The sequence below is a fragment of the Streptomyces hokutonensis genome, from assembly GCF_042751305.1.
GTDB lineage: Bacteria > Actinomycetota > Actinomycetes > Streptomycetales > Streptomycetaceae > Streptomyces > Streptomyces hokutonensis_A.
This window is the reverse complement of the sequence record NZ_JBHYWD010000003.1, coordinates 94770-113700: the sequence shown is the minus strand read 5'-3', so window position 1 is coordinate 113700 and position 18931 is coordinate 94770. Positions and strand designations below refer to the sequence as shown.

Genomic DNA, 18931 nt, shown 5'->3' with positions numbered 1-18931 from the left:
ACCGGGGCCCTCGGTGCGCGTAACCCCCGCGGGTCCCGTCGCGGTGGGGGGGGGACGGGGGGGGCGGGCGGCAACGCCCCGGGGGGTCCGGGCGGGCCGTGGCGAGGACTTCAGCCTGTCACCGTGACCGACGAGGGGGCGGAGGAGATCTCCTCCTCCGCCTCGCTCAGTCCGAACCGGTCGTGCACACGGCGCAGGAACCGGGGCGCGTACCACGAGGCGTCGCCGAGGAGCCGGAACGACGCGGGAAGCAGCACACCGCGCATGACGGTGGCGTCGAGGACGATGGCCAGGCCCGTCCCGATGCCGAAGAACTTGCCGAAGGTCAGCGGACTGACCACCCAGGCGAAGAAGCTGATGGCGATCAGGCCGGCCGCGGTGCTGACGATCCGTCCGGTCCTGCCGAGCCCCTCGACCACCGCCTCCTCGGTGCTCGCGCCCCCCTTGCGCAGCTCCGCGATCCGGCTCATGACGAACACCTCGTAGTCCATCGACAGACCGAAGGCGATACAGAGCAGCAGCACCGGCATCGAGGTGTCGAGCGGCCGCGCGGTGATGCCCAGCAGCCCGCTCAGATGCCCGTCCTGGAACACCAGCACCATCAGCCCGAGGACGGTGGCGAGCCCCAGCGCGTTGAGCAGCAGGGCCCGCAGCGGCTGCACGATGCTGCCGGTGAAGAGGAAGAGCAGCACGAAGGTGGTGAGCACCACGAGTCCGACCGCGAGCGGCAGCCGGGAGCGCATGGCGTCCTTGGTGTCGATCAGCTCGGCGGTGGTGCCGCCGACCAGGAAGTGCCCGGGGGACTTCACACTCCGGATGTCCTCGACCAGGTTCTGGGCCGCCCGTGACTCCGGGCCGACTCCGGACGCCGGCGTGATCAGCACCTGCTCGGTGCCGGCCGCGCTGAGCCCGCCCGTCCCGCCGGTCTGGGTCCGCGCACCCGCGACGAACCGCCCCGCGCTGCTGTCGACCCGTCCGACGTGCGGCAGCGCGGAGAGCTGTCGCGCGTACGACGTGATCTGATCGCGTGTGACCGGCCGCTCGCTGACCGCGCTGACCCTCGCGGTGGTGTCACCGCCGAACGAGGTGCGCAGCACCTCGCTCGCCTGACGGCTGCCTGCCGAGCTCGGCAGCATCCTGTCGTCGGGCGTGGCGAAGGAGATGTGCAGCGCCGGCAGGGCCAGGAGCGCCAGCGCCGCGATGATCGGCACCGCGAACACGACAGGCCGCCGTATGACGGCTCCCGCGAGCCGGCCCCACGGCCGGGAGGCCGCGATCCGGGTCGAGCGGACCCGGGGGATGCGGCCGGCGTTCACCCGGTGGCCGAGCACCGCCAGCAGCGCGGGCAGCACGATCACGGCCGCCACCGCGGAGACGACCGTCAGCCCGATGCCGGCGTAGGCGAGCGAGCGCAGGAACACCGACTGGAAGACCAGCAGCGCGCACATCGCCGCCGCCACGGCGGCGGCACTGAACACGATGGTCCGTCCGGCGGTCTCCACCGTCCGGATCACGGCGGCCTCCACGTCCCGCCCGCGGGCCAGCTCCTCCCGGAACCGGCTGACGCTGAGCAGCGCGTAGTCGATCGCCAGACCGAGCGCCATCGCGGTGGTGAGGTTGGTGGCGAAGACGCTCACGTCGGTGAGCGAACCCAGGACGGAGAGCTCCGCGAACGTGCCCAGCACCGCCAGCAGCGCGATCAGCAGCGGCAGCAGCGCCGAGACCAGACTGCCGAACACCACCAGGAGCAGCAGGAGCGTCAGCGGTACGGCGATGCCCTCGGCGAGGGCGATCCCCTTCTTGACCTTCACCCCGATCTCGTGGCTCACGCCGAGCGGGCCGGCGGGCCGCACCAGCACCGCGTCACCGGCCTTCTTCAGGTCGTGGTCGACGATGGCGCCGACGGTCTTGTCCTGGTCGTTCTCCGTGCCCGTGACATGCGCCAGGACCAGCGCGTACTTTCCGTCGGCCGACCTGAGGGAGGGGGCCTCGGCCGCCCAGTACGAGGTCACGTTGGTCAGTTCGTGACGGGCCTTCAGCGCGGTGGCGAGGTTCGCGCCCGCGGTGCCGACGTCCGCCGAGTCGACCGTGCCGGACCTGGCCTCGACGAGCAGGACCAGGTTGGGGTCGCCGCCGAACTTCTGGTCGACCAGCTTCCGGGCGGCGACCGACTCGGCTCCCGCCGGGGTGAAGCCGCCGCCCTGCAGCTTGGTGAACGCACCGCCCGAGAGCAGGACCGCCCCCACCAGGGCGACGCCGGAGACGGCCAGCACCAGCCGCGCCCGGCGGACGAGGAACGCGCCGATCGCGGCGTACATCAGACGCCCTCCGTGACACCGGGCCGGTGACGCTGCAGCCAGGCCGACAGCGACAGCGGCTGCCCGTACCGGGCCCAGACCGCGCCGGAGTCGACGACCTGCGGCTCGGTGTCGAGGACCACGCCCATCTGCATCTGCCGGGCGAGGACCGGGTTGAACGGCTTCATCAGCGCGCTCATCGGCCGAAGCATGCCGAGCGACATCTTGTTCTCGCCCTTGACCTGCTTTCCCATCGAGGCCGCGACGAGTTCGTTGACCTGGGCGAGGGTCAGCGCCTCGGGGCCGCCGAGGTCGGCGGAGAAGCCCTCGCCCGCGCGCCCGGCCAGCGCGGCGGCCACCCGGGCCACGTCCGTGCCGGACACCCAGGAGACCGGATTGGTGCCCGAGCCCAGCACCATGGCCTTGCCCTTCTTGGCGATCGGCTCGGCGAGCATCTCCACCCAGGTGTCCATGAGGTGGGTGGGCCGCAGGATCGAGAACGGCACCTTGCTGCCGCGCAGCGTGCGCTCGGCCTCGAACTTGAGGCGGAAGAACTCCACCGGACTGTCGGCGCGGGCGCTCGCCGTCGAGAGATACACGAAGTTCTCGACCGCGGCGTCCCCGGCGACCTCGATCAGGGCGGGGACACCCTTGCCCTCGATGCCCTTGGGGCCGCTCGCCCCCTTGCCGTTGCCGCCCTGGACGGTGCAGACGATCGCCCTGGCGCCGGTGACGGCCCGCACCAGCGAGTGCCGGTCGTGCAGATCACCGGCGACGACCTCGACGTCCCGGGCGAACTTCACCGAGGAAGGGGTCCGGGTGACGACGCGCACCGCCTGCCTGTCGCTGCGCAGTTGGTCCACGATCTGGCGGCCGACCTTGCCGGTGCCGCCGAAGACGACGATCACGCCTGGCTCCTTTACGCTGTCAGTAAATCTAACATTGTTAGACATTAGATCGGCGATAGTATTCCCGTGTCAACGGAAGGACGAACGTGACGACGAAACCCGAGCTCACGCAGCCGAAGTCGCAGCCGAGCGCCAGCAGGCAGCGGCGCGAGCGGGAGCGTCAGCAGATGCGCGCGCGCCTGCTGGAGGCGGCGAGGGACATCGCGGCCGAGGAGGGCTGGAACGCGGTCACGATCCGCCGCATCGCCAACAAACTCGAGTACACCCCGCCGATCCTGTACCAGTACTTCTCCAGCAAGGAGTCACTGTTCGTCGAGCTGATGCTGGTCGGCTTCAGCGAGCTCACCGACCGGCTCGCCACCGCCGCCGAGGCCCCGGCCCAGCAGCGACTGGCCGCCCTGGCCGAGGCGTACTGGGCCTTCGCGTTCGCCTCGCCCGAGCTCTACCAGGCGATGAACGGCATGGACGGTGTGCCGTTCGGCACCGCCGACACCCCGCCGGAGGCGAAGACCGCCTTCCGTACGTTCCGTATCGCCCTGCAGAGCGTCGCCGAGGCCCGCGGTGCCGAGCTGAGTGACCCCGGCGGGGCGGTCGACACCCTCTGGGCCTTCCTGCACGGCTGTGTCTCACTGGCGATGGCGGGCAGGGTCAAGGGCGGCTCCGAGCGGGCCAGAGCCCTCATGCTGAACGCCGTGGAACCGCTCTTCGCCGCCCACTTGAGCCACTAGATCCGGACCTGCGGGACCTCCCAGCGGGCGCCGGTGCCCATGTCCTTGTCGACCTGTTTCCAGATCGGGCCCGACCACACCGCCCGGAAGAGCAGGGTGCGGGCGCGGACGGCGAGCGGGTTGCCCCAGCTGCCGACGCGGCCGACCGCCCGGGCCGCCTTCTGGAAGGAGTGGACCCGCGGCCGGCGTTCCTCCTCGTAGACACGGAGCGCGGCCACGGGGTCGGCCGCCGTGGCGAGGACACGAGCGAGCACCAGCGCGTCCTCCAGGGCCTGGCAGGCTCCCTGGCCGACGTTGAAGTTCATCGGGTGGGCGGCGTCCCCGAGCAGGGTGACCCTGCCCTCGCCCCAGACCTTGTCCGGCCGGCGGTCCACCACGTCGTTGCGGAGGATCACCTCCGACGGCGTCCGCTCGATGATCTCCTCGACCGGGTCCATCCAGCCCCGGTGCCGGGCCAGCAGCATGCTCTTGACGTCGGCGCCGTCCCGGCCGCCCGGCCGGGTGTTCGCCACGCTCATCCAGTGCAGCCGGCCCGGCGCGATGGCGTAGAAGACGAACCGGGTGCCGTTGCCGAACATGCACCGGAAGAAGTCGTCCGGCACGAAGTCCGGTTCCACCTGTACCGCCGCCCGCCAGGCCGTGTAGCCGGCGAAGTCGGGCGGGGTGTCGCCGAGCAGCTGGGCACGGACACGGGAGTTGACGCCGTCCGCGCCGATCAGCACATCGCCGCGCACCTCGGACCCGTCGGCCAGGGCGACGCTCACCCCGTCCTCGTCCTGCCGGTAGCCTGTGACGTCGGCATCGGTGCGCACCGCGTCCGGAGCCGCCTCCTCCAGGGCGTCGGCGAGGATGTCCACCAGGTCGTCGCGGCCGATGGCCACCACCGGCTGGCCGTACCGGTCCGTGAACTGCTCGACCGGCCAGACGGCCAGCTCGCCGCCGTTCCAGTTGCGGAACTCGCAGCGCACCTGCGATCGGCCGACCTTGTGCAGCGCACCGGCCAGGCCGAGGTCCTGCAGCGCGAGTACGGCGTTGGTCCACAGATGGACCCCGCACCCCGCCGCTCGCAGCCTGTGCGCCCGTTCCAGGACGACCACCTCGATGCCCGCCTTGCGGAGCGCGAGCGCGGTCGCGAGCCCGCCGATCCCGCCGCCCGCGACGATCACCCTGAGCTGTCGTGCCATGTCTGCCTCCCTTCGGGGCTCCACTCTCGGACGGCGCACTGGGCGCGAACCTTGACCCGATCTTGCAAGGCGGATTCAAGGTTTCCGCCCATGCGGCGGCTCCACGATCGCCCGGCTACCGGAACAGTCCAGAGAAAACGGGGGAAACCATGCTCAGCCGTCGCAACCTTCTCCGCGCCGGGGCCGCGTCCCTGGGCCTGGCGGCCGTCCCGACGCTCACCGCCGCGCCGGCCCGGGCGGCGGTCCGCTGGGGCAGCCTCCGCTCCCACCTGAGAGGCGACCTGATCCTGCCCGGCGACGCCACCTACGACCAGGCGAAGCAGCTCGACCAGATCCAGTTCGACACCGTGCTCCCGAGCGCGGTCGCCTACTGCGAGAGCCCCGCCGACGTGGCGCTCTGCCTGCGCTTCGCCGCCGACAACGACCTGGCGACGGCCGTGCGCAGCGGCGGCCACAGCGCGGCCGGCTACTCCACCTCCCAGGGGCTCGTCGTGGACGTGTCCCGGCTCGACTCGATTGCCGTCGGCTCCGGCACGGTCACCCTCGGCCCGGGCGCCCAGCTGGTCGACATCACCCACACCCTCGCCTCCACGGGCCTGGCCATCGCCGGCGGCTACTGCCCGACCGTCCGTGCCGGCGGCTTCCTCCAGGGCGGCGGACTGGGGCCCCAGACCCGCACCATCGGCATGGCCTGCGACACGGTCACCTCGGCCCGGGTCGTGCTCGCCGACGGCCGCCGCGTCACCGCCTCCGCCACCGACCACCCCGACCTGTACTGGGCGCTGCGCGGCGGAGGCGGCGGCAACTTCGGCGTCGTGACCTCGTACACCCTGACCACCAACCCGGTCGCCGAGATCGCGGTGGCCTTCGTCAACTGGTCCTACGACCAGGCCGTCGACGTCATGAACGGCTGGGCCCAGTGGCTGGCCGGCGCGCCCTCGACGGTCGGCGGTCTCGCCGAGGTCAACCTGACCGACCCGTCCGCCACCCCGCAGGTCCAGGTGATCCTGCTGGGACTGGGCGGACTCGACCAGCTCAACCAGGAGGCGACCCGCCTCGCGGACGCGGTCGGCAGCGCACCCGCCTCCCAGTTCGCCGCTCTCATGCCGTACGAGTCCGCCCTGATGATCGCCTACGGCTGCTCGGCCTACACCGTCGCCCAGTGCCACCGCACCGGCACCGGAACCGACGCGCAGCTCCCGCGGACCGCCTGGGCCGATGCCCGCAGCCGGCTGTTCACCGGACCCCTTCCGCGCAGCAACTGGTCGGAACTGCTGACCGCGTACGACACCGACCGCAGGAGCGGCCAGCTGCGCCAGCTGCGGGCGACCGCGCTCGGCGGCGCGGCGAACGCGCCGGGACGGACGGACACCGCCTACGTGCACCGCGACAGCCTCTACCTGCTCACCTACAACGCGTCGATCGCCGTCGGCCCCACCGACGACGACAGCCTGACGGCCGCCCGCGCCTGGGCCGACCGCGGGTTCAGGGCCATGGACCCCTACTCGAACGGCGAGTCGTACCAGAACTACATCGACCCGGCCCTCTCCGACCACATGGCCGCCTACTACGCGGAGAACGCGACCCGGCTGGTCCGGGTGAAGAGGAAGTACGACCCCTACGTCCTCTTCCGCTTCCCTCAGGCCGTCTCCGCCTGACGCCGCCCGCCTCCCGCCGGGGACTGCCGGGTAACCTGCGAGGATGCTGCCCGAGGTCACCGCGACGCGTTATCTCGCCCCCCTGCACTCCGGCGGCTCCGTCCCCGGAGTCGTCGAGGCCGACGACCTCGGCACCTACGTCGTGAAGTTCACCGGCTCCGCGCAGGGCCTCAAGGCACTCGTCGCCGAAGTCGTCGTCGGGGAACTCGCCCGCGCCCTGGGACTGCGTTTCCCCGAACTCGTGCTCGTGCACTTCGACCCGGAGATCGCCGACGGGGAACCGCACCAGGAGGTCCGGGACCTGCACCGCGCGAGCGCGGGCTTGAACCTCGGTATGGACTATCTTCCGGGCGCGCGGGACTTCACCCCGGAGGTCGCCGCGCGCTGCACGGTCGACCCGCTGGAGGCCGGGAGGATCGTCTGGCTCGACGCGCTGACCGTCAACGTCGACCGTACGGTGCACAGTTCGAACCTGATGATCTGGCCGACCCTCGGCATCGCACCGCCGCGCCTGTGGCTCATCGACCACGGCGCCGCCCTCGTCTTCCACCACCGCTGGGACGGCTCCGACCCCACGAAGGCCTACGACTTCCGCCACCACGCCCTCGGCCGCTACAAGCCCGACACCCGGGCCGCCGACGCGGAACTCGCGCCCCGGGTGACCGAGGAGCTGCTGCGCCGGATCGTGGCCGAGGTCCCGGACGCCTGGCTGGCCGCCGAACCGGGCCTCGCGACCCCCGACGCCGTCCGGGAGGCGTACGTCGACCACCTCCACGCGCGCGTGCGGGCCTCCGCGGCCTGGCTGCCCACCGACTTCCCCAGCGGGGAGGAACTCGCCGCAGAGGAGGCCCGGCGCGCCGCGAAGACACAGCAGGGCCGCCCGAGTTGGCTCAAGCGGGTCCCCGACCTGCACGGCAAGCCGGCGGCGGAACAGGATTGGTCGGTACACCTGGGATGACGGGAAGACGACGGGCATGACCCAACGAGTTCAGATCGAGTACTGCACCCAGTGCCGTTGGCTGCCGCGCGCCGCCTGGCTGGCGCAGGAGCTGTTGACCACCTTCGAGACCGAGCTGACGGAACTGTCCCTGAAGCCCGGCACCGGCGGTGTCTTCGTCGTCCGCGTCAACGACGAGGTCGTGTGGGACCGCCGTGTGCAGGGCTTCCCGGAACCCACGGCCGTGAAGCAGCTTGTACGCGACCGAGTGGCCCCGGGAAGGTCCCTGGGCCACTCGGACAAGTGAACGCTGCTTGAGATTCAGCCCTTGAGCTGCTCGTACGCCGGCAGGGTCAGGAAGTCCGCGTAGTCGGCGTCGAGGGCGACCTCCAGGAGCAGGTCGTGGGCCTGCTGCCAGTGGCCCGCGGCGAAGGCGTCCGCGCCGATCTCGGCACGGATGTTCTCCAGCTCCTCGGCGGCGATCCTGCGCGCCAGCTCGGGAGTTGCCTTCTCGCCGTTCTCGAACTCGACGTCCGCGTTGATCCACTGCCAGATCTGCGAGCGCGAGATCTCGGCGGTGGCCGCGTCCTCCATCAGGTTGAAGATGGCGACCGCGCCGAGTCCGCGCAGCCACGCCTCGATGTAACGGATGCCCACCTGAACGGCGTTGACGAGTCCGGGATACGTCGGCTTCGCGTGCAGCGAGTCCACGGCGATCAGGTCGGCTGCCTTGACGTCGACGTCCTCGCGCAGCCGGTCCTTCTGGTTCGGCTTCTCGCCGAGCACCGCGTCGAAGGAGGCCAGCGCGATCGGCACCAGGTCCGGGTGGGCCACCCAGGAGCCGTCGAAACCGTCGCCCGCCTCACGGTCCTTGTCCGCCTTGACCTTCTCGAACGCGACCTTGTTGACCGCCTCGTCACGGCGGGACGGGATGAACGCCGCCATGCCGCCGATCGCGTGCGCCCCGCGCTTGTGGCAGGTGCGGACGAGGAGTTCGGTGTACGCCCGCATGAACGGGGCGGTCATCGTCACGGCGTTGCGGTCCGGGAGGACGAACCTGGGGCCGCCGTCACGGAAGTTCTTCACGATGGAGAACAGGTAGTCCCAGCGGCCCGCGTTCAACCCCGAGGCGTGGTCGCGGAGTTCGTAGAGGATCTCCTCCATCTCGTACGCGGCGGTGATCGTCTCGATCAGCACGGTCGCGCGGACCGTGCCCTGCGGGATGCCCACGTAGTCCTGCGCGAACACGAACACGTCGTTCCACAGCCGGGCTTCGAGGTGCGACTCGGTCTTCGGGAGGTAGAAGTACGGGCCCTTGCCCAGGTCCAGCAGCCGCTGCGCGTTGTGGAAGAAGTACAGCCCGAAGTCCACGAAGGCGCCCGGGACCTGCTCACCGTCGACCAGCAGGTGACGTTCGTTCAGATGCCAGCCGCGGGGCCGCATCACGACGGTCGCCAGCTCCTCATCGGCCTTCAAGGCGTACGACTTACCGGAGTTGGGGTCGGTGAAGTCGATCGCGCGGGTGTAGGCGTCGATCAGGTTGAGCTGGCCCGTGACGACGTTCTCCCACGTCGGCGCCGAGGCGTCCTCGAAGTCCGCGAGCCAGATCTTCGCGCCCGAGTTGAGGGCGTTGATCGTCATCTTGCGGTCGGTGGGGCCGGTGATCTCGACCCGCCGGTCGTTCAGCGCGGCGGGGGAGGGGGCCACCTTCCAGGAGTCGTCCGCGCGGATCGCTGCGGTCTCCGGGAGGAAGTCGAGGGTGGAGGTACGGGCGATCTCCGCGCGGCGCTCGGCCCGGCGGGCGAGGAGTCCGGCCCGCCGGGGCGTGAACCGGCGGTGCAGCTCGGCCACGAAGGCGAGGGCCTCGGCGGTGAGGACCTCCTCCTGCCGGGGGAGGGGTTCGGCGTCGACGACGACCGGCGAGGACGGCGCTGGTGCGGACATGAACTGTCACTTCCTTCAGCGAGCGTGGCACCGGGTGCCAGATGACCCGGGTGGGACGGGGAGCACCCGAGGGGCCGTCGGGCGCTTCTGAACAGTGGATACTAGTTTCCTCATCGTGGAAGTTCAATGGTTTGTTGACGTCGAGATTCTCCGCATCGAGCCAAAGTGGCGCTGAGTGTCACCCCGTTCACTCAAGGTGGACGAGGTCCGCCTCAGTGTCGATGTCGTAGGGCTCGGCCGCATCCCTGCACTCGACGAGCACGACCGAATCCGCGTGCGCCTTGAGGTACGCCCGCGCCCCCCGGTCCCCGGTCGCGCTCTCCGCGATCCCGGCCCAGTGTGCGGCCCCGAACAGCACCGGATGCCCGCGTACCCCGTCGTAGGCGGCCGAGACGAGCGAGTCCTCGCCCGTGAACCCGGCCAGCACCCGCGCCACCGCCTCCGCACCGATCCCGGGCTGGTCGACGAGCGACACGAGCACCGCCCGCGCCCCCGTACCGGCGAGCGAGTCCAGCCCGGCCCGCAGCGAGGACCCCATCCCCCGCTCCCACTCCGGGTTCTCCACGACCACACAACCGGTCAGCTCCGCCCGCTCCCGTACGGCGTCGGCGCGCGCCCCCAGGACCACGTGGACGCGACTGAGCCCGGCCGCGCGCAGCACCCCGACCGCGTGCTCCACGAGGGGCCGCCCCCGGTGTTCCAGCAGCGCCTTGGGCCGCCCGCCGAGCCGCCGGCCGCCCCCGGCGGCGAGCAGCAGGGCGGCCACCTGGTCTTCGTTTCGCGTCATACGTCCTGCATACCTGACCGGGCGGCGACGGCAGGGAATCCTCCGACTTAATTTCGGTCCGTGGAGTGGCGCAGCCCGTGCCGGGTGGCGTTTACTGGCCCGCGTCCCTCGGTGCCCGACCAGTGTCGCGGGGTGCGCGGCGGGATCACAAAGTTCTTGCGCACGACGGCGTGCGAGGGGGGAGAGCTGTGTTGCGGAGCTTGGGGCAGAGGCCAGTGACCGGCAGCGACGAGGATCCGAGGGTGGCGGAACTGCGGACCGCGGTGTCCCGGTTACGCCGCGAACTGGCCGCGCATCCGGCCGAGTTCCCCGACCGCGTCATCGCCGAGGACGAACTCGCGGCGCTGGCCGCGATGACCATCGACGGCATCCCCGAAATCCCGCGCCTGCGCCGCTCGTTGCTCCTGATCGCCGGCGCGATCGGTTCGGTGAGCGCCCTCGCGCGGGGCCTGACGGACGTACGCAACGCGGTGGATCTGTTCGGGCAACCTCGGGGCGGGCAGGGCTAGTTCAGCGCTATCAGAGGCTGGACGGGAACGGACCCCGGTAGCCCGTGTGCGGGGTGGTGCTCCGGTGTGCGAACTGTTCGCAGAGCCAGGTCTCCTGGACGAAGTCGGTGTGCTCGTTCCAGGCGTCGACGACATTGTCCGGATCGGGCCGGGCGTCACGGAAGCAGGCCAGTCCGCCCATCAGCCCGTGTCCCACCAGCTGGTAGTCGGACCTGGCGCACATGACGCAGGCCCACAGCCGTGCTCCGTCCGGCAGTTGCCGCTGGATCTCGTACAGCGCGTCCTCGAAGTTGTCGCCTCCGTCACTGCTGGGGTACTCACGCCCGTCCAGGCGCAGGGTCGTGGTGAGCGTCTCCGCGTCCAGCCCGAGCCTGTGGCCGGCCGGGTCCCCGAGCCGCAACGCGCAGGCCAGCACCGCCGTCCGTACGCCCTGCCCCTCGACGGCGACGGACAGCGGCACCTCCCACTCCAGGAGGCAGGAGCAGAGTCCCCCGTCGAAGAAGGCGAACGAGGCCTCCGGCGGCTCCCCGCCGAGCGCGCGGAGGTCGTTCATGCTGTTGCTCTCGAAGCGGACGCCTCTGATCGTCGTGCGGATCAGCTGCCGGCCGTCCGACTCGAAGACGACGTCCTCGCCGCCGTGCCGGTCGGTGTACCGCCCGGGCCAGCGCTGCACAGTCGTCACGCCGGGTTCTGGCTGGCCAGTGCCTCCGACAGTTCGCCGGCCACCTGCTGGAGGATCGGCACGATCTTCTCGGTCGCCGACTCGGTGACCCGGCCCGCCGGACCCGAGATCGAGATCGCCGCCGCCGTAGGGGAGTTGGGCACGGATACGGCGAGGCAGCGGACGCCGATCTCCTGCTCGTTGTCGTCGATCGCGTAGCCGAGGCGGCGCACGTCCTCCAGGGCCGTGAGGAAACCCTCGGGCGTGGTGATCGTCTTCTCGGTCGCGGCCGGCATGCCGGTACGGGCGAGCAGTGCGCGTACCTCGTGGTCGGGGGTGTTGGCGAGCAGCGCCTTGCCGACGCCCGTGGAGTGCGGCAGGACGCGCCGGCCGACCTCGGTGAACATGCGCATCGAGTGCTTGGACGGCACCTGCGCCACGTACACGATCTCGTCGCCGTCGAGCAGCGCCATGTTCGCCGTCTCGCCGGTCTCCTCGACCAGCCGGGCGAGGTAGGGGCGGGCCCAGGTGCCGAGCAGCCGGGACGCGGACTCGCCGAGCCGGATCAGCCGCGGGCCGAGGGCGTACCGCCGGTTGGCCTGCTGGCGGACGTAACCGCAGACCACGAGTGTGCGCATCAGCCGGTGAATGGTGGGCAGCGGCAGGCCGCTGCTGGCGGAGAGCTCGCTCAGGCCGACCTCACCGCCCGCGTCGGCCATCCGCTCCAGCAGATCGAAGGCGCGCTCGAGGGACTGGACCCCACCCGTGGCGGACTTGGTGGAGTCGGTGCTGCTGGCGCTGGACGGCGGCACGGCGCGTTCCTTTCGGCACGGGCGGGAAGGGCTGAAGCCTACCCGGGGGTCGGTTGACTCCCCGCCTGTGCGTAGCTAAGTTCTGCTTGCCGGAAGTTTAATTCCGCTTTGTGGAAACGTCCAGAGTGTGCGCGGTGGGCGCATCGTGGAGAAGTGTGCCCTTGACGGTACGGGAGCGGGAGTGAAGACTCCTTCAACAGAACGTTGAATTCCGTTACGCGGACGTAAATCCCGTTTCCCGGAAGTAACGGAAGCGACGACGGCGGCAGAGAGGGGTCCGGGTGTCCGACGCTGAACTGGTGGTGCGCTCCACGCGTGTCATCACTCCCAAGGGGACGCGCGCCGCGGCGGTCGCCGTAACCGGCGGAAAGATCACGGCCGTTCTCCCCTACGATGCCCAAGTCCCGTCCGGAGCACGGTTCGAGGACTTCGGCGACGACGTCCTGCTGCCCGGTCTGGTCGACACCCATGTGCATGTGAACGACCCCGGCCGCACCCACTGGGAGGGCTTCTGGACCGCCACGCGCGCGGCGGCGGCCGGCGGCATCACCACCCTGATCGACATGCCGCTCAACTCCCTCCCGCCGACGACGACGGTCGACAACCTCCGTACCAAGCAGGAGGTCGCCGCGACCAAGGCGCACATCGACGTCGGCTTCTGGGGTGGCGCCCTGCCGGACAACGTCAAGGACCTGCGCCCGCTGCACGACGCCGGTGTCTTCGGCTTCAAGGCGTTCCTGTCCCCGTCCGGCGTGGACGAGTTCCCGCACCTCGACCAGGACCAACTGGCCCGTTCCCTGGCCGAGATCGCCGGTTTCGGCGGCCTGCTCATCGTGCACGCCGAGGACCCGCACCATCTGGAGGCGGCCCCGCAGCACGGCGGCCCCAAGTACGCGGATTTCCTTGCCAGTCGGCCGCGCGGCGCCGAGGACACGGCCATCGCCGGGCTGATCGCCGCCGCCAAGCGCCTCGACGCGCGCGTGCACGTCCTGCACCTCTCCTCCTCCGACGCGCTGCCGCTGATCGCCGCCGCCAAGGCCGAGGGTGTCCGCATCACGGTGGAGACGTGCCCGCACTACCTGACCCTCACGGCCGAGGAAGTCCCGGACGGCGCAAGCGAGTTCAAGTGCTGCCCGCCCATCCGCGAGTCCGCCAACCAGGACCTGCTGTGGCGGGCGCTGGCCGAGGGCACGATCGACTGCGTGGTGACGGACCACTCGCCCTCCACCGCCGACCTCAAGACCGCCGACTTCGCCACCGCGTGGGGCGGCATCTCCGGCCTCCAGCTGAGTCTCGCGGCGGTGTGGACGGAGGCGCGCAAGCGGGGTTACGGCCTGGAGGACGTGGTCCGCTGGATGTCGTCAAGGACCGCGCGGCTGGCGGGACTTGAGCAGAAGGGCGCCATCGAGGCGGGCCGCGACGCCGACTTCGCGGTCCTCGCGCCCGACGAGACGTTCACCGTGGACCCGGCGGCCCTCCAGCACCGCAACCGTGTCACGGCGTACGCCGGCAAGACCCTCAGCGGCGTCGTGAAGTCGACCTGGCTGCGCGGCGAACGCATCGTGCTGGACGGCGAGTTCACCGACCCGAAGGGCCAACTCCTGACCCGTACCCCCTGATTCACCCCTCCGCACCCGCAGCGGCCCACGTCTGAAAGGCAGACCTTGTGACGGCGATTCCCAGTTTCACCGGCGACGCGAACCCCTACGGAGGCGGTGACCCGTACGCGGACTACCGCACGGCCGACTTCCCCTTCACCCAGTACGCCAACCTCGCCGACCGGCAGCTCGGCGCCGGTGTCATCGCCGCCAACGACGAGTTCTTCGCCCAGCGGGAGAACCTCCTGGTGCCCGGGCCCGCCGAGTTCGACCCCGAACTTTTCGGTCACAAGGGCAAGATCATGGACGGCTGGGAGACCCGCCGCCGTCGTGGCGCCTCGGCGGACCACCCCTGGCCGACGGCGGAGGACCACGACTGGGCACTGGTCCGGCTCGGCGCGCCCGGTGTGATCCGGGGGATCGTCGTCGACACGGCCCACTTCCGCGGCAACTACCCCCAGTCGGTGTCCGTGGAAGCCATCTCGGTGCCGGGCTCCCCGTTCCCCGAGGACCTGCTCTCCGACGACGTCAAGTGGACGACCCTGGTCCCGCGCACACCGGTCGGCGGCCACGCGGCGAACGGTTTCGCCATCTCGGTCGAACAGCGCTTCACCCACCTCCGCGTCAACCAGCACCCCGACGGCGGCATCGCACGTCTGCGCGTCTACGGCGAGGTCGTCCCCGACCCCGCCTGGCTGGCCGCGCTGGGCACTTTCGACGTGGTCGCCCTGGAGAACGGCGGCCGGGCCGAGGACGCCTCCAACCTCTTCTACTCACCCGCCACCAACACCATCCAGCCCGGCCGCTCCCGCAAGATGGACGACGGCTGGGAGACCCGCCGCCGCCGCGACCAGGGCAACGACTGGATCCGCTACGCCCTGGCAGCCCAGGCCCGGATCCGCGCCCTCGAGATCGACACGGCGTACCTGAAGGGCAACAGCGCGGGCTGGGCCTCGGTGTCGGTACGGGACGGCGAGTCCGGCGACTGGCACGAGATCCTCCCGCGCACCCGCCTCCAGCCCGACACGAACCACCGCTTCGTACTCCCGACCCCGGCGATCGGCACGCACGCGCGCGTGGACATCTATCCGGACGGCGGGATCTCGCGGCTGCGGTTGTTCGGTTCCCTGACGGAACAGGGGGCGGCGGCGCTGGCGGCACGGCATCAGGAGCTGGGCGGCTGACGCCCCACGCGCGCGTGGGGCGCACCGACACCGGTGCGCCCCACTTGCTTCTCAGACCGAGTGTCCGCCGTCCACCACGAACTCCGCCCCCGTGACGTAGTCCGCCCCCGCCAGACACGCGACCATCGACGCCACCTCGTCCGCCGTCCCGAACCGCCCCAGCGCCGTCATGGCCGCCTGGTCGGCCGCGTACGGTCCGTCCGCCGGGTTCATGTCGGTGTCCGTGGGCCCCGGGTGGACGATGTTCGCGGTGATCCCGCGTCCGCCCAGCTCACGGGCGAGCGCCTTGGTCAGGCCGATCAGCGCCGACTTGCTCGCCGCGTACAGCGTCCCGCCCGGGCCGGGCACCCGTTGCGTCATGCACGTGCCGATCGTGATGATCCGCCCCCCGGACGCCATCCGCGCGGCAGCCGCCTGCGAGGTCAGGAACACCCCGCGGACATTGACCGCCAGGACGCGGTCCACATCGGCGAGGGTCAGCCCGTCCAGCGGACCGAGCACACCCACCCCCACGTTGTTCACCAGCACGTCGAGCCCGCCCAGCGCCTCCGCCGTCCGCTCCACCGCGCCCGCCGCCCCGGCGGCATCCGCGGAGTCCGCGCGCAGCGCGACCGCCCGCCGTCCCAGGGCCCCGATCCGGTCTACGACGTCCTCGGCCGCCTCCTTGCCCTCCACGTAGGTGACGGCCACGTCCGCGCCGTCCCGTGCCAGCCGCAGTGCCGTCGCCGCGCCGATGCCGCGGCTGCCGCCGGTGACCAGGGCGACCTTGCCGTTCAGGGTTCCGTAAGTCGTTGTCATGAGCCCATCCCAGCGGCCGGCGCACCCGCGTGCTGGCGGCGAACGGACGCCGACCTCGCGCGGCCGGAACTGATTCCGCCGTCTCCGGCGTTCTCCCCCCGTGACCCTTCAGCAAGAAATCGTCGGCAACGCCATGCAGATGGCGGTCGTCAACCTGAACCCCGGCCAGACCGTGTACTGCGAGGCCGGGAAGTTCCTCTTCAAGACGACGAACGTGACCATGGAGACCCGGTTGAGCGGCCCGCCCGGCGCCGGACAGCAGCAGGGCGGCGCCGGCTCGGGCGGTATGGGCGGCATCCTCCGGCAGGCCATGGGGACGGCCATGCAGGTCGGCCAGCGCGCGCTCGCCGGCGAGTCGCTGGCGTTCCAGTACTTCACCTCCCAGGGCGGCGAGGGCACCGTCGGCTTCGCGGGCGTGCTTCCCGGGGAGATGCGCGCGCTGGAACTGGACGGCACGCGCGCGTGGTTCGCGGAGAAGGACGCCTTCGTGGCGGCCGAGTCCAGCGTCCAGTTCGGCATCGCCTTCCAGGGCGGCCGCACCGGCATGAGCGGCGGCGAGGGCTTCGTCCTGGAGAAGTTCACCGGGCGCGGCACGGTGATCATCGCCGGCGCGGGCAACTTCATCGACCTGAACCCGGCCGACTTCGGCGGCCGCATCGAGGTCGACACCGGCTGCCTCGTCGCCTTCGAGGAGGGCATCCAGTACGGCGTCCAGCGCATCGGCGGCCTCAACCGCCAGGGCCTGATGAACGCCGTGTTCGGCGGCGAGGGCCTCTCCCTGGCCACCCTGGAGGGCAACGGCCGCGTCATCCTCCAGTCCCTCACCATCGAGAGCCTCGCCAACGCCCTGAAGAAGGCCCAGGGCGGCGACAAGCAGGGCCCGACCGGCGGCATGTTCTCGACCCACGCCGGGTGAGGTGCCGTAGCGGCGACCGATGAGTTGCGGGGGCGGGCCGGGTCTGAGCTGATGACACCAACCCCCGCAGCAGGAAGCAGGCACCCGACATGGGCAAGCTCGTCTCCACCATCTTCGTCACCCTCGACGGCGTCTACCAGGCCCCCGGCGGCCCCGAAGAGGACACCCGCGGCGGCTTCGAGCACGGCGGCTGGAGCTTCGTGTACGGCGACGACGACTTCGGCCGGTTCGTGGTCGAGGTCTTCGACCGCTCCGGTGCCTATCTGCTCGGCCGCCGTACGTACGACATCTTCGCCTCGTACTGGCCGAACATGACCGACCCCGCGGACCCGATCGCGTCCAAGCTGAACGCGCTGCCGAAGTACGTCGCGTCGGCCACCCTCACCGACCCCTCCTGGGCCGGCACCACTGTCCTCGGCGGAGACCTCGCCAAGGAGGTCGCCGCCCTCAAGGAGCGCACCGAGGGCGAGCTCCAGGTGCACGGCAGCGGCGCCCTCGTCCGGTCCCTCCTGGAACTCGGCCTCCTCGACACCGTCCACCTGGTGACCTTCCCGGTCGTACTCGGCACCGGCCTGCGCTTGTTCCCCGAGGGCACAACTCCCAAGGCCTTCAAGCGCACGGGCGGGACCATCACCAGTACCGGCGTCTCCATCCAGTCGTACGACGTGGCGGGCCGCCCCACGTACGGCTCGTACGCGGACCCGGAAAACGCCTAGTCGGCGCAGGTCCGCGCCGGTACGGTGATCGCTCCGAGTGGGAGCCGCCGCCGTCTCCACCCAGCCGTTGGAGACCGGGAGAGCCGCCCCCATGTCCTCGATCGCCGTACCGGGTGCCCTCGCGCCCCGCCGCACCTGGCAGACCGACCTGCCCGTCCTGCTGGTCGCCGTGGTCTGGGGCGCCAGCTATCTCGCCGCCAAGGACATCACCACCGCCCGTACGGTCCTCGCCGTCCTGGTCCTGCGCTTTGCCCTCGTGCTGCCCGTCCTGGCGGTCGTCGGCCACCGCTCGCTGCGCGCCCTGACGGCCGCCCAGTGGCGCGGCGCGGCCCTGCTCGGACTGATCCTCGCCGGGATCTTCCTCCTGGAGACCTACGGCGTCGTCCACACCTCGGCGACGAACGCGGGCCTCATCATCAGCCTCACCATGATCTTCACCCCGCTCGCCGAGGCCGCGGTGACCCGCACCCGGCCCTCCCGCGCCTTCCTCGGCGCAGCCGCCCTCTCCGTGCTCGGCGTACTGCTGCTGACCCAGGGCGCCGGCTTCAGCCGCCCCTCCCTCGGCGACCTCCTCATGCTGCTCGCGGCCCTGGCCCGCACCCTGCACGTGCTGGCCATGTCCCGCGTGAAGTCCGTCCGGGGCGCCGACGCGCTGCCCCTGACCACCGTCCAACTCGGCGCCGCCGTAGGGGTGTTCGCGCTGCTGTCGGCCGGCGCCGACACCACGCCGTGGGCGACGGCGGCGGACTTCGGGCCCCGCGAGTGGGCCGGGCTGCTGTTCCTGTCGGTGTGCTGCACCCTCTTCGCGTTCTTCGTCCAGATGTGGGCCGTACGCAGGACCTCCCCCTCCCGGGTGAGCCTGCTGCTCGGCACCGAGCCCCTGTGGGCGGCCGCGGCCGGCATCGCGCTCGGCGGGGAACGGCTCGGTGCGTTCGGGCTGGCGGGCGGCGTGCTCGTCCTGGTGGGGACGGCGTGGGGACGCGGCGCCGCACGGTGACTCCCGGAAGGCTCAACGGCATCGGGAGTCCTCGAACTGCTCCCGGCCCTGCCGAAAGCCAGGTCGGCGAAGGGTTCCGTCACCGGGATCGGCACCCGCGGAGGATTCACGGTCGACTTCTCCTGGCGGGACGGAGACGGAACTCCGGGCCGGAAAGGTGCGCAGGAAGATCTCCCTCAAGCCCGGCGCATCCGTGAGGATCGACCTTCAGCGAGGCGTGAAGCGTCTGGCGTCGGAAACACGCGGCGATTGGGGTGCCCCCGGGGCACGCAGAACCAGGGCCGGTTCGGGTGTTTG

At 71.2% G+C, this 18931-nt stretch carries 19 protein-coding genes; 11 read left to right on the top strand and 8 right to left on the bottom strand.

All coding sequences use genetic code 11. The features are described 5' to 3' along the window. Positions 1-110 precede the first annotated feature (110 nt). The gene (locus tag ACFXC1_RS10395) at positions 111-2318 is read right to left on the bottom strand and encodes an MMPL family transporter (protein ID WP_381241298.1); all 2208 of its coding nucleotides are present in this window, start codon (positions 2316-2318) and stop codon (positions 111-113) included. Next, positions 2318-3205, bottom strand: coding sequence for an SDR family oxidoreductase (locus ACFXC1_RS10390; RefSeq protein ID WP_381241296.1), 888 nt, complete (start codon positions 3203-3205; stop codon positions 2318-2320). The genes ACFXC1_RS10395 and ACFXC1_RS10390 overlap by 1 nt, the downstream gene beginning before the upstream one ends. 86 nt (positions 3206-3291) lie before the next feature. On the opposite strand from ACFXC1_RS10390, the gene ACFXC1_RS10385 reads away from it, so the two are divergent. Next, positions 3292-3933: a TetR/AcrR family transcriptional regulator gene (locus ACFXC1_RS10385; RefSeq protein ID WP_381241295.1), complete on the top strand. Its 642-nt coding sequence runs from the start codon at positions 3292-3294 to the stop codon at positions 3931-3933. Here ACFXC1_RS10385 and ACFXC1_RS10380 read toward each other — a convergent pair. Continuing rightward, positions 3930-5117 (bottom strand): FAD-dependent monooxygenase, encoded by a 1188-nt coding sequence (locus tag ACFXC1_RS10380; protein WP_381241294.1) that lies wholly within the window; start codon positions 5115-5117, stop codon positions 3930-3932. The genes ACFXC1_RS10385 and ACFXC1_RS10380 overlap by 4 nt on opposite strands. A gap of 149 nt (positions 5118-5266) precedes the next feature. Between ACFXC1_RS10380 and ACFXC1_RS10375 the strand changes: the two genes are divergently transcribed. From ACFXC1_RS10375 to ACFXC1_RS10365, 3 genes are read left to right on the top strand one after another with little or no spacing between them, the layout of a single operon-like run. After that, positions 5267-6775: an FAD-binding oxidoreductase gene (locus ACFXC1_RS10375; protein WP_381241293.1), complete on the top strand. Its 1509-nt coding sequence runs from the start codon at positions 5267-5269 to the stop codon at positions 6773-6775. Positions 6776-6818: 43 nt separating this feature from the next. After that, positions 6819-7733: a HipA family kinase gene (locus ACFXC1_RS10370; protein WP_381241291.1), complete on the top strand. Its 915-nt coding sequence runs from the start codon at positions 6819-6821 to the stop codon at positions 7731-7733. A gap of 16 nt (positions 7734-7749) precedes the next feature. After that, positions 7750-8019 (top strand): Rdx family protein, encoded by a 270-nt coding sequence (locus ACFXC1_RS10365; RefSeq protein WP_381241290.1) that lies wholly within the window; start codon positions 7750-7752, stop codon positions 8017-8019. A gap of 14 nt (positions 8020-8033) precedes the next feature. On the opposite strand, the gene aceB is transcribed toward ACFXC1_RS10365, so the two are convergent. Further along, entirely contained in the window at positions 8034-9656 is a 1623-nt protein-coding gene (gene aceB, locus ACFXC1_RS10360) for a malate synthase A (RefSeq protein ID WP_381241288.1), read from the bottom strand. Positions 9657-9843: 187 nt separating this feature from the next. After that, positions 9844-10443: a nucleotidyltransferase family protein gene (locus tag ACFXC1_RS10355; RefSeq protein WP_381241287.1), complete on the bottom strand. Its 600-nt coding sequence runs from the start codon at positions 10441-10443 to the stop codon at positions 9844-9846. A 188-nt stretch (positions 10444-10631) separates the two neighbouring features. Here ACFXC1_RS10355 and ACFXC1_RS10350 point away from each other — a divergent pair, with 188 nt between their 5' ends. Continuing rightward, a complete protein-coding gene (locus tag ACFXC1_RS10350) occupies positions 10632-10952 on the top strand; it encodes a DUF5955 family protein (protein ID WP_078532552.1) in 321 nt (106 codons plus the stop codon). A 10-nt stretch (positions 10953-10962) separates the two neighbouring features. Here the strand turns inward: ACFXC1_RS10350 and ACFXC1_RS10345 are convergent, their stop codons facing one another. Then, the gene (locus ACFXC1_RS10345) at positions 10963-11634 is read right to left on the bottom strand and encodes a DUF6304 family protein (RefSeq protein WP_381241285.1); all 672 of its coding nucleotides are present in this window, start codon (positions 11632-11634) and stop codon (positions 10963-10965) included. Further along, positions 11631-12425 carry an IclR family transcriptional regulator gene (locus ACFXC1_RS10340; RefSeq protein WP_381241283.1) on the bottom strand — a complete coding sequence of 265 codons (795 nt, stop codon included), beginning with the start codon at positions 12423-12425 and terminating at the stop codon, positions 11631-11633. Before ACFXC1_RS10340 ends, ACFXC1_RS10345 begins: the two co-directional genes overlap by 4 nt. A 281-nt stretch (positions 12426-12706) precedes the next feature. Between ACFXC1_RS10340 and allB the strand changes: the two genes are divergently transcribed. Both allB and alc read left to right on the top strand, forming a co-directional pair. After that, a complete protein-coding gene (gene allB, locus ACFXC1_RS10335; protein WP_381241281.1) occupies positions 12707-14044 on the top strand; it encodes an allantoinase AllB in 1338 nt (445 codons plus the stop codon). Between the two features lie 47 nt (positions 14045-14091). Next, on the top strand, positions 14092-15207 hold the full coding sequence (gene alc, locus ACFXC1_RS10330) for an allantoicase (RefSeq protein ID WP_381241279.1): 1116 nt from the start codon (positions 14092-14094) through the stop codon (positions 15205-15207). A 51-nt stretch (positions 15208-15258) separates the two neighbouring features. Here the strand turns inward: alc and ACFXC1_RS10325 are convergent, their stop codons facing one another. Then, the gene (locus ACFXC1_RS10325; protein ID WP_381241277.1) at positions 15259-16005 is read right to left on the bottom strand and encodes an SDR family oxidoreductase; all 747 of its coding nucleotides are present in this window, start codon (positions 16003-16005) and stop codon (positions 15259-15261) included. A 100-nt stretch (positions 16006-16105) separates the two neighbouring features. Between ACFXC1_RS10325 and ACFXC1_RS10320 the strand changes: the two genes are divergently transcribed. The 4 genes from ACFXC1_RS10320 to ACFXC1_RS10305 all read left to right on the top strand — a co-directional run. Next, positions 16106-16921, top strand: coding sequence for an AIM24 family protein (locus ACFXC1_RS10320; RefSeq protein WP_381241276.1), 816 nt, complete (start codon positions 16106-16108; stop codon positions 16919-16921). An 89-nt stretch (positions 16922-17010) separates the two neighbouring features. After that, complete coding sequence (locus ACFXC1_RS10315; protein ID WP_381241275.1) at positions 17011-17637, top strand: dihydrofolate reductase family protein; 627 nt, start codon at positions 17011-17013, stop codon at positions 17635-17637. Between the two features lie 91 nt (positions 17638-17728). Next, complete coding sequence (locus ACFXC1_RS10310; RefSeq protein ID WP_381241273.1) at positions 17729-18634, top strand: DMT family transporter; 906 nt, start codon at positions 17729-17731, stop codon at positions 18632-18634. Between the two features lie 36 nt (positions 18635-18670). Next, on the top strand, positions 18671-18931 hold a 261-nt coding region (locus ACFXC1_RS10305; RefSeq protein WP_381241904.1), incomplete at its 3' end, for a glycoside hydrolase family 95-like protein.

Coding starts and splice junctions, on each gene's coding strand:
- ACFXC1_RS10310 (WP_381241273.1), top strand. CDS start 17,729: ATGTCCTCGATCGCCGTACCGGGTGCCCTCGCGCCCCGCCGCACCTGG.
- ACFXC1_RS10380 (WP_381241294.1), bottom strand. CDS start 5,117: ATGGCACGACAGCTCAGGGTGATCGTCGCGGGCGGCGGGATCGGCGGG.
- ACFXC1_RS10375 (WP_381241293.1), top strand. CDS start 5,267: ATGCTCAGCCGTCGCAACCTTCTCCGCGCCGGGGCCGCGTCCCTGGGC.
- ACFXC1_RS10355 (WP_381241287.1), bottom strand. CDS start 10,443: ATGACGCGAAACGAAGACCAGGTGGCCGCCCTGCTGCTCGCCGCCGGG.
- ACFXC1_RS10395 (WP_381241298.1), bottom strand. CDS start 2,318: ATGTACGCCGCGATCGGCGCGTTCCTCGTCCGCCGGGCGCGGCTGGTG.
- ACFXC1_RS10370 (WP_381241291.1), top strand. CDS start 6,819: ATGCTGCCCGAGGTCACCGCGACGCGTTATCTCGCCCCCCTGCACTCC.
- aceB (WP_381241288.1), bottom strand. CDS start 9,656: ATGTCCGCACCAGCGCCGTCCTCGCCGGTCGTCGTCGACGCCGAACCC.
- ACFXC1_RS10365 (WP_381241290.1), top strand. CDS start 7,750: ATGACCCAACGAGTTCAGATCGAGTACTGCACCCAGTGCCGTTGGCTG.
- ACFXC1_RS10325 (WP_381241277.1), bottom strand. CDS start 16,005: ATGACAACGACTTACGGAACCCTGAACGGCAAGGTCGCCCTGGTCACC.
- ACFXC1_RS10315 (WP_381241275.1), top strand. CDS start 17,011: ATGGGCAAGCTCGTCTCCACCATCTTCGTCACCCTCGACGGCGTCTAC.